The organism is Streptomyces misionensis, from assembly GCF_900104815.1.
GTDB lineage: Bacteria > Actinomycetota > Actinomycetes > Streptomycetales > Streptomycetaceae > Streptomyces > Streptomyces misionensis.
The window spans coordinates 2,436,400-2,449,483 of sequence record NZ_FNTD01000004.1; the positions used below are offsets into that span (position 1 = coordinate 2,436,400).

A 13,084-nucleotide genomic window follows, 5' to 3' on the forward strand; every position below is an offset into this window, starting at 1 on the left:
GGGAGGGCAGGTTGACAGTTCACGCTACCCGGTCGGGCGCGCCCACTGAAGCTGGCGAAACTACCCGATAGTAGATCTTTCTTCGCAGGCGCCCACATGCCTACGGTTCCGTCATGACGAACCCCAAGGGCCCTGCCACCACCGAACCGCCCGCCCCCGGCGACCTGGAGGGCGGCCTCGACACGCTGCGCGGCGACTGCGCCCGGATGGCCCCGCGCTGGCCCGCCCCCGAGCGCACCGAGCCCCGGCCGGTGTCCCCGTCCCGCATCCACCGGGTCGCGGTGCCGGAGCGGTCCGCGCGACTGCTGGACGGCATGTCCGACTACGGCGACTGACCGGTCCGGCTCACCCGTACGGCCCAGTCCGGGAACCCGGCGCTCCCCCGCTTCGTCCCATGGCCGTCCCCCGGCGGGAGACACGGGACAGGACACGGCGAGGAGCGATGCGGTGAACACGGAGCGGCCCGGGAACTGCGGGAACGGAGACGCCCCCGAGGTGGCGCACGAGCAGGCGGCGCGGGACGAGGCGGGACGGACCGGGCGGCGCGGCCCGCGCGCCGTCGTCCTGTCCGTGGCGGCCGCGGTGCTGCTGGTCGGCGGCGGCGGCGCGTACGTGGCGGCGAGCGACGGCCCGGACCACCGTGCCGCCCCGGCGGCGTCCGGGCGGGACGCCACCCCTCCCCCGCCGCTCGCCCTGGACGAACAGCCGGACCCCTACGGCGCCCACTACGTGGCGCGCGGCGCTCTGCCGGACGGCCCCGCCGCCGCGCCGGTGTACGGCCCGGGGGCCGAGGTCGGCGCGGACCGGGTGGTCCGGCTGGCGAAGGCGCTCGGGGTGACCGGGACGCCCGTGGCCGAGGGGCGGTTCTGGCGGATCGGCGGCAAGGACGGCTCGGGTCCGACGCTGCGGGTGAACCGGGACGCGCCGGGCGACTGGACCTTCAGCCGCTACGCGCCCGGCACCGACGACTGCCGCAAGGGCCCGCGGTGCAACCCCGGCCCGGTCGGTCCCACGGGGGCGCCGGTCGGCGCGGCGGCGGCCCGGAAGGCGGCGGCGCCGGTGCTGAGGGCGGCCGGTCTGGACGGCGCGCGGACCGACGCGAGCCAGGTCATGGGGCTCCAGCGGGTGGTGACCGCCGATCCGGTGGTGGGCGGGCTGCCCACCACCGGCTGGACCACCGGGCTGACGATCGGCGTGCGGGGCGACGTGGTCGGCGGGCACGGCCTGCTGGCGACGCCGGTGAAGGGGGCGACGTACCCCGTGCTGAGCGCGGAGAAGACCCTCGCCCGGATGAACGCGGCGCCGAAGGGCGACCACCGGATGGGCCCCGGCGGCTGTGCGGGTCCGGGGCGGTTCGCGACGCGGCTGGAGCAGCCGTGCGGCGCGGACCCGGGGACGGCCGGGCCGGTCACGGTGGAGAAGGCGGTGTTCGGCCTGGCCGCCTACCCGGTCGGCGGCCGTCAGACCCTCGTACCGTCCTGGCTGTTCGAGACCCGCGGCTCGGGGACGGTGTCGTACCCGGCGGTGGACCCCGGCCGGCCGACGTCCTCGCCCGCCGGCTCGGTGAAGGTGAACGGCTACACGGCCGACGACCGGTCCCTCACCGTCGGCTTCTACGGCGGAGTGTGCGCCGACTACACGGCGGCGGCCCGGGAGAGCGGCGACCGGGTGGAGGTCACGGTCACCGAGCACCGGCAGGAGGGCAGGGTGTGCCCGATGATCGCCAAGGAGCTGGTGCGCACCGTACGGCTCAAGGCGCCGCTGGACGGCCGGACGGTGGTCGGCGCCGACGGGCGGACGATCCCCCGCGCGAAGCCGGGCGCGCTGCGGCCGCAGACGCAGACCCGTTAGCCGACGACGAAGGCGGCGGCCCCCCGGCATGGGGGCCGCCGCCTCGTGCATCAGGCCGTCGGGCCGGCTCAGCTGAAGGAGTCGCCGCAGGCGCAGGAGCCGGTCGCGTTCGGGTTGTCGATCGTGAAGCCCTGCTTCTCGATCGTGTCCACGAAGTCGACGGTGGCGCCGCCCAGGTACGGGGCGCTCATCCGGTCGGTGACGACCTTGACCCCGCCGAAGTCCTTCTCCACGTCGCCGTCGAGCGAGCGCTCGTCGAAGAACAGCTGGTACCGCAGACCGGAGCAGCCGCCGGGCTGGACGGCGACACGCAGCGCGAGGTCGTCACGGCCTTCCTGGTCGAGCAGGGCCTTGACCTTGGCCGCGGCGGCGTCGGTCAGGATGATGCCGTCGCTGACGGTTTTGGTCTCGTCCGATACGGACATCTACATCTCTCCCGGGTTGTACGGAGACTGCTTGCCGACGAGTGCAACCGGCGCTTCCGAGGATTCATTCCGGGCCGGGCGTCACGTGGTCGCGATTTTGCCTTCTGACTCTTCATGCTCGCACATGCCCGCCCGCGCGGACAGCGGCCCGACGAGGGATCCGGGACACCTCCGGGACGCCCCTCAGGGATTCACGTCACATGGACGCGATGACCATCGTCAAACTGACGTGAAGCGGTTATGATAGATAACGTCAGATAGACGAAAAGTAGAAAGGGTGCGTGCCGTGACCACCGCCCAGACCCCGGAGCTCGACGTGCAGCCGACTCCGCTCGCCCTGCTGCTGCTCGGCCGTGAGGCCGACCCGAAGAGCGAGCGGGGTGTCGAGTGTCCCGGCGATCTGCCCTCGCCGTCCGACCCCGCCCTGGTGGAGCGCGCCCGTGCCGCCAAGGAGAAGCTCGGCGACAAGGTGTTCGTGCTCGGTCACCACTACCAGCGCGACGAGGTGATCCAGTTCGCCGACGTCACGGGCGACTCCTTCAAGCTCGCCCGGGACGCGGCCGCGCGCCCGGAGGCCGAGTACATCGTCTTCTGCGGTGTGCACTTCATGGCCGAGTCGGCGGACATCCTCACCTCCGACGACCAGAAGGTCGTCCTGCCGGACCTCGCGGCCGGCTGCTCCATGGCCGACATGGCGACGGCGGAGCAGGTCGCGGAGTGCTGGGACGTGCTGACCGAGGCCGGGATCGCCGAGCAGGTGGTCCCCGTCTCGTACATGAACTCCTCCGCCGACATCAAGGCCTTCACCGGCAAGCACGGCGGCACGATCTGCACCTCCTCCAACGCCAAGCGCGCGCTGGACTGGGCGTTCGAGCAGGGCGAGAAGGTGCTCTTCCTGCCGGACCAGCACCTCGGCCGCAACACCGCCGTCCGTGACATGGGGATGTCCCTGGACGACTGCGTGGTCTACAACCCGCACAAGCCCGACGGCGGGCTGACCGCGGAGGAGCTGCGCGCCGCGAAGATGATCCTGTGGCGCGGCCACTGCTCGGTGCACGGCCGCTTCAGCCTCGACTCGGTGAACGACGTGCGCGCCCGCATCCCCGGTGTGAACGTCCTGGTCCACCCGGAGTGCAAGCACGAGGTCGTCGCCGCGGCGGACTACGTCGGCTCGACCGAATACATCATCAAGGCCCTGGAGGCCGCCCCGGCCGGCTCCAAGTGGGCCATCGGCACGGAGCTGAACCTGGTCCGCCGTCTGGCGAACCGTTTCGCTCCGGAGGGCAAGGAGATCGTCTTCCTCGACCGCACGGTCTGCTTCTGCTCCACCATGAACCGCATCGACCTCCCCCACCTGGTGTGGACCCTGGAGTCCCTCGCGGAGGGCAACCTGGTCAACCACATCCAGGTCGACAAGGAGACCGAGGCGTTCGCCAAGCTGGCGCTGGAGCGGATGCTGGCGCTTCCGTAGCCACCGGCATCCCCGTACGACGACGCCCCGCACCCGGTTCCTCACCGGGTGCGGGGCGTCGCGCCGTCGCGGGTCCGTGCCCGACTGGTGCTCAGACCTGGGCCAGGTCCGGCTCGGCCGCGGCCGTCCGCTGCTCCTTGGCCGCCTTCTTCCCGGCCCGGCGCTCCTTGCGGAGTTCCAGCATCGCGTAGAGCGTCGGGACCAGCAGCAGGGTCAGCAGGGTGGACGTGATCAGACCGCCGATCACCACGACCGCCAGCGGCTGGGCGATGAAGCCGCCCTCGCCGGTGACGCCCAGGGCCATCGGCAGCAGGGCGAAGATCGTGGCCAGAGCGGTCATCAGGATGGGCCGGAGCCGGTGCCGGCCGCCCTCGACCACGGCTTCGACGACGCCGTACCCCTGGGACCGGTACTGGTTGATCAGGTCGATCAGGACGATCGCGTTGGTGACCACGATGCCGATGAGCATCAGCATGCCGATCATCGCGGGGACGCCCATCGGGGTGCCGGTCAGGATCAGCAGACCGATGGCGCCGGTGGCCGCGAACGGGATGGAGACCAGCAGGATCAGCGGCTGGGCCAGCGAGCGGAAGGTCGCGACCAGCAGCATGAAGACGATCGCGATGGCCGCCAGCATGGCCAGGCCGAGGTTCTTGAACGCGTCGTTCTGGTCGGAGGTGACACCGCCGATCTGCGCCGTGGCGCCCGCGGGAAGCTTCAGGGCCTTGATCTTCGACTGGAGCGCGGTGCTGACCGCGCCCGTGTTGTCACCGGTCGGCTTGGCCGTGATCGTGGCGGCGCGCCGGCCGTCGATGCGGGTCAGCGAGACCGGGCCGTCCACCAGCTTCACCGTGGCGATGTCGCCGAGCTTCACCGGGCCGAGGCGCAGGTTCCGCAGCTGGGCCAGGGTGGTGGCCGGCTCGGCGGACCTGATGACGACGTCGCGCTCGGTGTCGTCCAGCGTCGCCTTCGCGGCCGTCGTACCGCGCACCGCCTGGGCCACCGCGGCGCCCAGTTTCTGGTTGTCGAAACCGGCCGCCGCCGCCTTGGCCCCGGCGGTCACCGAGATCCGGGGCACGCTGGTGGCGAGGTCGCTGGTGACGTCGGTGACGCCGTCCAGGCCGGCCACGGCGGAGCGGACCTGCTCGGCGGCCGTGCGCAGCGCCACCGGGTCGGCGGCCTTCACCACGACGCTGAGGTTCTGGCTGCCGAAGCCGCCGCCGGCGGACACCTGGGTCGTGCCGATGCCCTTGAGCTTGCGAAGCCCGTCCTCCAGGTGGCGCTGCACCGCGTCGGAGGACTTCGAGTCCTCCAGCATCACCTGGTAGGACGCCTGGTTGGTGTCGGTGCCGCCGCCGAAGGCCGCCATGAAGCCGGAGGAGCCCACGGTGACCTGGTAGTCCTTGACGCCGTCGGTGGCGGCGAGCAGCTTCTCGACCTTCTTCGCCTGCGCGTCGGTCGCCGCCAGGCTGGTGCCGGGCTTCAGCTCCTGCTTGATCGTGAGGACCTCCTGCTCGCCCTGGTCGAAGAAGTTCGTCTTGAGCAGGCCGGACATGCCGAAGGTGACGACCAGGACGACGATCGCGATCAGCACGCTGGTGAGGCGGCGGCGGGTGGCGAACCGGAGCACGGGGACGTAGGCGCGCTGGAGGCGGCTGCCCGCCTCCTTCTCCTCGGCCCGGCGGCGGGCCTCCGCCGCGTCCTCGGGGGTGCCCTTGGGGGCGCGCAGGAACCAGTACGACAGGACGGGCACCACCGTCAGCGAGACCAGCAGCGAGGCCAGCAGGGCCGCCGTCACCGTGATGCTGAACGAGCCGAACAGGGCGCCCACCATGCCGCCGACCAGGCCGATCGGCAGGAACACCGCGACCGTGGTGAGGGTGGAGGAGGTGACCGCGCCGGCCACCTCGCGCACCGCCTCGACGATCGCCGCCCGGCGCTCCTCGCCGTAGCCGAGGTGCCGCTTGATGTTCTCCAGGACCACGATCGAGTCGTCCACGACCCGGCCGATGGCGATGGTCAGCGCGCCCAGCGTGAGCATGTTCAGGGACAGTCCGTCGACCCACAGCACGATCAGCGTGAGCACCACGGACAGCGGGATGGAGACGGCGGTGACCAGCGTGGAACGCAGCGACCCGAGGAAGAGCAGGATGACCAGCACCGCGAAGAGCAGGCCGAGCGCGCCCTCGGTGGTCAGGCCCTTGATGGACTTGGAGACGGCCGGGCCCTGATCGCTGACGACCGTCAGCCGGGCGCCGGAGCCGAGCTGTTCGCGCAGGTCGGGCAGCTTGTCCTTGACCGCGTTGGAGATGGTGACCGCGCTGCCGTCGTGGTCCATGGTCACGTTGACGGCGAGGCTCGGCCGGCCGTCGGTGCGGGTGAGGGAGTCGGCCGGGGCCGGCTGCTCCTTGACGGTGGCCACGTCACCGAGGCGTACGGGCTTGCGGGCGCCCTCGCCGGTGAGGCCGAGGTCCCTGATCTGCTCCAGCGTCGTGAAGCCGGCGCCGACCTGGACGCTGCGGTTGGCGCCGTCCTCGTCGAAGGAGCCGGCCGGGACGCCGACGCCGCCCGCCTGGAGGGCCTGGGCGAGGGCGGCGGTGGTCAGGCCGTTCCTCGCCAGCTTGCCCTCGTCGGGGGTGACGGTGACCTGGAGGTCGCGGACGCCGGTGACCTGGACGCGGCCGACGCCGTCGATGTCCTTCAGGGCCGGTACGACCGTCTTGTCGAGCTGGTCGGCGAGGGCCTGCTGATCCTTGTCGGAGGTGGCGGCGAGCACCACGGTCGGCATGTCGTCGGTGGAACCGGAGATCACCTGCGGGTCGACCTCGGACGGCAGCTGGTTGCGGGCCCGGTTCACGGCCTGCTGCACATCGCCGACGATCTGCTTGGTGTCGTTGCCGTAGTCGAAGGACGCCATGATCACGGCGTTGCCCTCGCCCGCGGTGGAGGTGACCGAGGTGACGCCGTCGACGCCCTGGAGGCTGTTCTCGATCGGCTCGACCACCTGCTTCTCGACCGCGTCGGGCGCGGCGCCCTGGTACGGCGCGATCACCGAGACCATGGGCAGGTCGATGGTGGGCAGCAGCTGCTGCTTGATCTGGGGTATCGCGATCAGCCCGAAGACCAGGGCGACGATCGACACGAGCCCGATGAGGGCCCGTTGGGCGAGGCTGAATCTGGACAGCCAGGACATGGGTCGGGGTCTCTCTTCTGTGAGCGGCAGGGCGCTTCCGTTCACAAAGGACGCACAGGAAGCGGCGACGGGACGTACAGGAGCGTCCACGTCACCACCCTGGTCCATCCGGGACGGCCGGACCGTAGGCCCCCGGTTCCATTTCCCCGGCGGGCCCCTACTCCGCGCGCAGTACACGCGGGTGGAGATCACTCCATCCGCGGACGGACCAGCCCCGACTCGTACGCGATCACCACGAGCTGCGCCCGGTCGCGCGCGCCCAGCTTGGCCATGGCCCGGTTGACGTGCGTCTTCACGGTCAGCGGGCTGACCGCGAGGCGTTCGGCGATCTCGTCGTTGGAGTGCCCGCCCGCGACCTGCACGAGCACCTCGCGCTCACGGCCGGTGAGCGCGTCGAGCCGCTCGCAGCCGGCCGGGGCGCGGCCGTCGTCCCCGCCGCCCTGGGCGAGGAAGCGGGCGATCAGGCCCTTCGTGGCGGACGGGGACAGCAGGGCGTCGCCGGCCGCGGCGACCCGGATGGCGTTGAGCAGCTCCTCGGGCTCGCTGCCCTTGCCGAGGAAGCCGGAGGCACCCGCGCGCAGCGACTGGACCACGTAGTCGTCCACCTCGAAGGTGGTCAGGATGACCACCTTGACCTGGGCCAGCTCGGGGTCCTCGCCGATCAGCCGGGTGGCGGCGAGGCCGTCGGTGCCGGGCATCCGGATGTCCATGAGGACGACGTCGGGGCGCCGCTCCCTGGCGAGCCGGACCGCCTGCGCGCCGTCGGACGCCTCCCCCACCACCTCCATGTCGGGCTCGGAGTCGACCAGCACCCGGAACGCGCTGCGCAGCAGTGCCTGGTCGTCGGCGAGCAGGACACGGATCGTCATACGGGCTCCCCCGGTGCCGTCGTACCGCCTTCGATGCGGTTGTCGGTGGTGCTGACGGGCAGGATCGCATGCACGCGGAAACCGCCGCCGTAGCGGGGTCCGGTGGTGAGGGTGCCGCCCAGGGCGCCGACGCGTTCGCGCATGCCGAGCAGTCCGTGGCCGCCGCCGGCCTCGGGGGCGGTGTTCCCGGGAGCGCTCTCGCCGGAACCGTTGTCCACCACGGTGACCTCGATGTGCGGTCCGACGCGGACGACGCTCACCTCGGCCCTGGCACCGGCGCCCGCGTGCTTGCGCACGTTGGTCAGCGCCTCCTGGACGATCCGGTAGGCGGCGAGGTCCACGGCCGCCGGCAGCCGGGTGCCCTGGTCGGCGCGGGCCACCTCCACCGGGAGCCCGGCGCTGCGGAAGGTGCCGGCCAGCTCCTCCAGCAGGCTCAGTCCGGGGGCGGGCTCGGTGGGGGCCTCCGGGTCGCCGGACTGGCGCAGCAGTCCGACGGTCGCCCGCAGTTCGCTGAGCGCGCTGCGGCCGGCCGCGCGGACGTGGGCGAGCGCCTCCTTGGCCTGGTCGGGACGCTTGTCCATGACGTGCGCGGCGACGCCGGCCTGCACATTGACCAGGGCGATGTGGTGGGCGACGACGTCGTGCAGGTCGCGGGCGATGCGCAGCCGCTCCTCGGCGACGCGGCGGCGGGCCTCCTCCTCGCGGGTGCGCTCCGCGCGCTCGGCGCGTTCCCGCATGGCCCGCACGACCGCACGGCGGCTGCGGACCGCGTCGCCCGCGGTGGCGCCGATGCCGGTCCAGGCGAGCACGCCCAGGTTCTCCTGCGCGTACCAGGGCAGCGGGCCGAAGAGCATCGCGGCGGCGGTCAGCACGGTCATGGTGAGCAGGCCGACGCGGAAGGTGGTGGTGCGGTCGGTGGTCGAGGCGACGGTGTACAGGGCGATGACGGCGGACATCGCGACGGGGGCGCGGGGGTCGCCGGTGACGCATTCCGCGACGGAGAGGGTGCAGGTGAGCGCGAGGACCGTGCGCGGGGCGCGGCGGCGCGGGACGAGGGCGGCGGCGGCGAGCAGCATCAGCAGGAGGCTGAGCGGGGCGGGGGTGCGGATGCCCCAGGTGACGCCGTCGGTGCCGTGCGGCAGCGCGAAGGAACCGGCGACCATGCACACGAGGACGCCCGCCGCCAGGCCCGCGTCCAGGGCGAGGGGGTGGGCTTTCAGCTCGCGGCGGGCGCGTTCCAGAGGGGTCACCTGAGGAACAGTACGGCGAGCGGGGGCCGGGCCGCGGAGGTGCGGGTGCCCTCACCGCGATCCGGGATCAGTCCGGGATCAGTCCGTTCTCGCCGAGCATCGTACGGACCTCCTCCAGCGACGCGTCCGGTGCCGGGAGGATCAGGTCGGAGGGCTCCAGCTCGTCGGCGCCGAGCGGCGCCCCGAGCCGTCGTACGGCGTCGAGGAGGGTGGCGAGGGTGCGGCGGAAGCCCTCCTCGTCGCCACCCTCCATCTCGGCCAGCAGTTCGTCGTCCAGCTCGTTCAGCTCGGCGAAGTGGGAGTCGTCCAGCCTGACCTGGCCCTCCCCCATGATCCGTACGATCACGTCGGCCTCCTCGGCTCGTCCCGGCGCCGTCCTGCCGCTGGTCGGAGGACCTACTGCTTGTCGAAGCGCGGGGTGTCCTGCGGCTGCTGCCGGCCCTGGGACTGCCCCTGTCCGGTGCCGCCCTCGATGGCCTGCTGCTGGGTGCCTCCGGCCAGCTCGGCCTTCATGCGCTGAAGCTCCAGCTCTACATCACTACCACCGGAGAGCCGGTCCAGCTCGGCGGCGATGTCGTCCTTGGCCATGCCGGTCGGGTCGTCCAGGGCGCCGGAAGCGAGCAGTTCGTCGATGGCGCCGGCGCGGGCCTGGAGCTGCTGGGTCTTGTCCTCGGCGCGCTGGATCGCGAGGCCGACGTCGCCCATCTCCTCGGAGATGCCGGAGAAGGCCTCGCCGATCCGGGTCTGGGCCTGGGCGGCGGTGTAGGTGGCCTTGATGGTCTCCTTCTTGGTGCGGAAGGCGTCCACCTTGGCCTGGAGGCGCTGGGCCGCCAGGGTGAGCTTCTCCTCCTCGCCCTGGAGGGTGGCGTGCTGCGTCTCCAGGTCGGTCACCTGCTGCTGGAGCGCGGCGCGCCGGGACAGCGCCTCGCGGGCCAGGTCCTCGCGGCCGAGCGCCAGCGCCTTGCGGCCCTGGTCCTCCAGCTTGCCGGACTGCTGCTGCAACTGGTTGAGCTGGAGTTCCAGGCGCTTGCGGCTGGTCGCCACGTCGGCGACGCCGCGGCGCACCTTCTGGAGCAGTTCGAGCTGCTTCTGGTACGAGTAATCGAGGGTTTCGCGCGGGTCCTCGGCCCGGTCAAGGGCCTTGTTCGCCTTCGCGCGGAAGATCATCCCCATACGCTTCATGACACCGCTCATGGGCTTCGCGCGCCCCCTTCTGACGGACTCCAGCTCACCGATCCTGCGACAAGACCCACAGTACGGGCCCTGCCTCCATTACCGCACTGTCCGGGGCGTGATGCGCTCATCCCCAAGAACGACTGCGGAGAGTGCCGCTCCGGCGCAGGGAGGAGACGACCCCCGAGCCGGGCCCGGATCGGGCCCCGTCCGGCTGCTTCTCGCATCCACGGGAACGTCCCCTCTGCGTCGTACAGACGCTCGGTGTTGCGGGATCGTTCCCGTTCGGGCTGCGGTCCATGCCGCCGGAGCCCTTACCCTTGGTCTTTGTGTTCCGTAGCCGTGCCAAGGATGAGAAGCCCCAGGCCGACAAGCCGGTGAACTTCTCCAAGCAGCCCCGCGACCCGCAGGCCCCCAAGGGCAGGCCCACTCCCAAGCGCAGTGAGGCCCAGTCCCAGCGCCGCAGCGTCGCCCACACCCCGACGAACCGCAAGGACGCCGCCAAGCGGTCGCGCGAGGAGCGCCGGCAGGCGCTGGAGAGGCAGCGCCAGGCGCTGGCCAGCGGCGACGAGCGCTATCTGCCGGCCCGGGACAAGGGGCCCGTGCGCAGGTTCGCCCGTGACTGGGTGGACTCCCGGTTCAACGTGGCCGAGTTCTTCCTGCCGCTCGCCATCGTGATCCTCGTGCTCAGCGTCGTGCGGGTGCCCGCGCTGCAGAACATCGCGCTGCTGCTGTGGGCCGTGGTGATCGTCCTGATCGTGCTGGACGCGGCGGTCAGCGGCTTCCGGCTGAAGAAGCGGCTCAAGGAGCGCTTCCCGGACGGCAACACCCGTGGCGCGGTGGCGTACGCCCTGATGCGCTCCCTCCAGATGCGCCGGCTCCGGCTGCCGAAGCCGCAGGTCAAGCGCGGAGAGCGGCCCTGAGCGCAGACGCTTTCACCTCAGGTGCGGCCCACTCCTGGCTGGACAAGGTGGGCGGGCTGCGCGACGTCGTGCGCCAGGAACTGGTGGCGCGGCAGCTCGACGAGCAGATAGCCGGGCGGTTCCCGGTCGGGCGGCGGCTGCGGGTGCTCGACGTGGGGATCGGCCAGGGCACGCAGGCCCTGCGGCTGGCCCGGCTCGGCCATCAGGTGACCGGCGTCGAGCAGGACCCGGTGATGATCGCCGCCGCGCGCGAGGCGCTGGACCGGGAACCGGAGGGCATACGGGAGCGGGTCCGGCTGGTGCAGGGCGACGGCCGGGACACCGGGGTGCACTTCCTGCCGGGCAGCTTCGACCTGGTGCTCTGCCACGGCGTGCTGATGTACGTCGAGGAGCCCGACCCGCTGGTGGCCGGCCTGGCCCGGATGCTGGCGCCCGGCGGGCTGCTCTCCCTGCTGGTGCGCAACGGCGACGGGCTCGCCATGCGGCCCGGCCTGACCGGCGACTGGGCGGGTGCCCTGGCCGCCTTCGACACCACCGCCTACACCAACCGCCTGGGCCTGAACGTGCGGGCGGACCGGCTGGCCGAACTGACCGGCACCCTCGCCGGCATCGCCGCCCCGCTGCACGCCTGGTACGGCGTCCGGGTCTTCACGGACACGGCGGCGGACGACGCGGCCCCGCCGGCCGATCTGGAGACGCTGCTCGCGGTCGAGGAGCGGGCCGGCCGCACGGACCCCTACCGGGGGGTCGCGGCACTGCTGCATCTGTGCGGGGTACGGGGCTGAGCCCGTTCGGGGCAACACGACGGGCCCGCTGATCACCGCGCGGCCAGACTCGGGGCATGGACGCTTCCCGTACTCCTGTCCTGCGCCGGGTGATCACGGTTCTGCTGCTGGTGTGCGGCACGGCGCTCACCGGCTGCGAGGGTCCGGCCGCACCGGGCGCGCGGCACGACGCGGCGACGGGGAGCCCGGCGGCCGTACCGATGGCGGCGGGCGATCTCCAGAGCGCGTACCAGCGGGTCATCCGGCAGGCGCTGCCGTCGGTCGTGCAGATCGAGGCGAGCCGTGACCTCGGTTCCGGGATCGTGTACGACGACCGGGGGCACATCGTCACCAACGCGCACGTGGTCGGCGACGAGAAGACCTTCCGGGTGACGACGGCGGGCAGCGAGGAGCCGCTGACGGCGACCCTCGTGTACTCCTACCCCCAGCAGGACCTGGCGGTGATCAAGCTGGACCGGGTGCCGGACGGGCTGCGGCCCGCGGTGTTCGGCGACAGCGAGAAGGTGGAGGTCGGCCAGATCGTGCTGGCCATGGGGTCGCCGCTCGGGCTGTCGTCCAGCGTGACCCAGGGGATCGTCTCGGCGACCGGGCGGACGGTGAGCGAGGGCAGCGGCGGCGGGGGCACCGGCGCCACGATCGCCAACATGGTGCAGACGTCGGCGGCCATCAATCCGGGCAACAGCGGCGGCGCCCTGGTCAACCTGGACGGGCAGGTCATCGGCATCCCGACGCTCGCCGCGGCCGACCCCAGCCTCGGCAGCGCGGCGGCCGGGATCGGTTTCGCCATCCCGGCGTCGATGGCACGGACCATCGCCGGGCAGATCGTGCGCGAGGGCCGGGTGGTGGACTCGGGGCGGGCCGCGCTCGGCATCACCGGGCGGACCGTGGTGGACGACCGGCTCCAGCCGGCCGGGGTGGCCGTCGTCACCGTGCAGAGCGGCGGCCCCGCGGACCGGGCCGGGCTGCGGGTCGGCGACATCATCACCCGGGTCGGCGACCGGTCCGTCACCACCATCACCTCCCTCCAGGAGGCCCTGGCCGCGGGCCGGCCCGGCGGGCGCACGCCGGTGACCTATCTGCGGGACGGGACGCGGCGGACGGCCCAGGTGACGCTGGGCGAGCAGTGAGGAGGGGTACGGCGCCG

The 13,084-nt window shown here is 72.4% G+C and carries 12 protein-coding genes; 6 read left to right on the top strand and 6 right to left on the bottom strand.

Annotated features, from left to right (window positions below; genetic code table 11):
• The first annotated feature begins 113 nt into the window (after positions 1-113).
• Together BLW85_RS12690 and BLW85_RS12695 are read left to right on the top strand one after the other, a co-directional pair.
• On the top strand, positions 114-335 hold the full coding sequence (locus tag BLW85_RS12690; protein ID WP_074992092.1) for a hypothetical protein: 222 nt from the start codon (positions 114-116) through the stop codon (positions 333-335).
• Between the two features lie 112 nt (positions 336-447).
• Positions 448-1,851 carry a hypothetical protein gene (locus tag BLW85_RS12695; RefSeq protein ID WP_074992093.1) on the top strand — a complete coding sequence of 468 codons (1,404 nt, stop codon included), beginning with the start codon at positions 448-450 and terminating at the stop codon, positions 1,849-1,851.
• 68 nt (positions 1,852-1,919) lie between these two features.
• Here BLW85_RS12695 and BLW85_RS12700 read toward each other — a convergent pair whose 3' ends face one another.
• A complete protein-coding gene (locus BLW85_RS12700; protein ID WP_070028650.1) occupies positions 1,920-2,276 on the bottom strand; it encodes an iron-sulfur cluster assembly accessory protein in 357 nt (118 codons plus the stop codon).
• 286 nt (positions 2,277-2,562) lie between these two features.
• Between BLW85_RS12700 and nadA the strand changes: the two genes are divergently transcribed.
• Positions 2,563-3,747 carry a quinolinate synthase NadA gene (gene nadA / locus BLW85_RS12705; RefSeq protein ID WP_070028651.1) on the top strand — a complete coding sequence of 395 codons (1,185 nt, stop codon included), beginning with the start codon at positions 2,563-2,565 and terminating at the stop codon, positions 3,745-3,747.
• A 91-nt stretch (positions 3,748-3,838) separates the two neighbouring features.
• Here nadA and BLW85_RS12710 read toward each other — a convergent pair whose 3' ends face one another.
• The 5 genes from BLW85_RS12710 to BLW85_RS12730 all read right to left on the bottom strand — a co-directional run bounded on the left by BLW85_RS12710 (position 3,839) and on the right by BLW85_RS12730 (position 10,253).
• Entirely contained in the window at positions 3,839-6,940 is a 3,102-nt protein-coding gene (locus BLW85_RS12710) for an efflux RND transporter permease subunit (protein ID WP_070028652.1), read from the bottom strand.
• A gap of 188 nt (positions 6,941-7,128) precedes the next feature.
• Entirely contained in the window at positions 7,129-7,809 is a 681-nt protein-coding gene (locus BLW85_RS12715) for a response regulator transcription factor (RefSeq protein ID WP_070028653.1), read from the bottom strand.
• On the bottom strand, positions 7,806-9,059 hold the full coding sequence (locus BLW85_RS12720) for a sensor histidine kinase (RefSeq protein WP_074992094.1): 1,254 nt from the start codon (positions 9,057-9,059) through the stop codon (positions 7,806-7,808). The genes BLW85_RS12715 and BLW85_RS12720 overlap by 4 nt, the downstream gene beginning before the upstream one ends.
• Positions 9,060-9,126: 67 nt before the next feature.
• The gene (pspAA, locus tag BLW85_RS12725) at positions 9,127-9,405 is read right to left on the bottom strand and encodes a PspA-associated protein PspAA (protein ID WP_070028655.1); all 279 of its coding nucleotides are present in this window, start codon (positions 9,403-9,405) and stop codon (positions 9,127-9,129) included.
• 50 nt (positions 9,406-9,455) lie between these two features.
• Positions 9,456-10,253, bottom strand: a complete 798-nt coding sequence (locus BLW85_RS12730; protein WP_070028656.1) for a PspA/IM30 family protein — start codon at positions 10,251-10,253, stop codon at positions 9,456-9,458.
• Positions 10,254-10,531: 278 nt separating this feature from the next.
• Between BLW85_RS12730 and BLW85_RS12735 the strand changes: the two genes are divergently transcribed.
• The 3 genes from BLW85_RS12735 to BLW85_RS12745 all read left to right on the top strand — a co-directional run bounded on the left by BLW85_RS12735 (position 10,532) and on the right by BLW85_RS12745 (position 13,067).
• Positions 10,532-11,155, top strand: a complete 624-nt coding sequence (locus BLW85_RS12735) for a DUF3043 domain-containing protein (protein ID WP_107409111.1) — start codon at positions 10,532-10,534, stop codon at positions 11,153-11,155.
• 83 nt (positions 11,156-11,238) lie between these two features.
• The gene (locus tag BLW85_RS12740; RefSeq protein ID WP_074996053.1) at positions 11,239-11,940 is read left to right on the top strand and encodes a class I SAM-dependent methyltransferase; all 702 of its coding nucleotides are present in this window, start codon (positions 11,239-11,241) and stop codon (positions 11,938-11,940) included.
• Positions 11,941-11,996: 56 nt separating this feature from the next.
• Complete coding sequence (locus BLW85_RS12745) at positions 11,997-13,067, top strand: S1C family serine protease (protein WP_074992095.1); 1,071 nt, start codon at positions 11,997-11,999, stop codon at positions 13,065-13,067.
• Positions 13,068-13,084 lie beyond the last annotated feature (17 nt).

Excerpts from the sequence above, each read along its gene's own strand:
- BLW85_RS12715 (WP_070028653.1), bottom strand. The coding sequence starts at position 7,809 with ATGACGATCCGTGTCCTGCTCGCCGACGACCAGGCACTGCTGCGCAGC.
- BLW85_RS12700 (WP_070028650.1), bottom strand. The coding sequence starts at position 2,276 with ATGTCCGTATCGGACGAGACCAAAACCGTCAGCGACGGCATCATCCTG.
- BLW85_RS12745 (WP_074992095.1), top strand. The coding sequence starts at position 11,997 with ATGGACGCTTCCCGTACTCCTGTCCTGCGCCGGGTGATCACGGTTCTG.
- BLW85_RS12710 (WP_070028652.1), bottom strand. The coding sequence starts at position 6,940 with ATGTCCTGGCTGTCCAGATTCAGCCTCGCCCAACGGGCCCTCATCGGG.
- BLW85_RS12690 (WP_074992092.1), top strand. The coding sequence starts at position 114 with ATGACGAACCCCAAGGGCCCTGCCACCACCGAACCGCCCGCCCCCGGC.
- BLW85_RS12730 (WP_070028656.1), bottom strand. The coding sequence starts at position 10,253 with ATGAGCGGTGTCATGAAGCGTATGGGGATGATCTTCCGCGCGAAGGCG.
- BLW85_RS12735 (WP_107409111.1), top strand. The coding sequence starts at position 10,532 with ATGCCGCCGGAGCCCTTACCCTTGGTCTTTGTGTTCCGTAGCCGTGCC.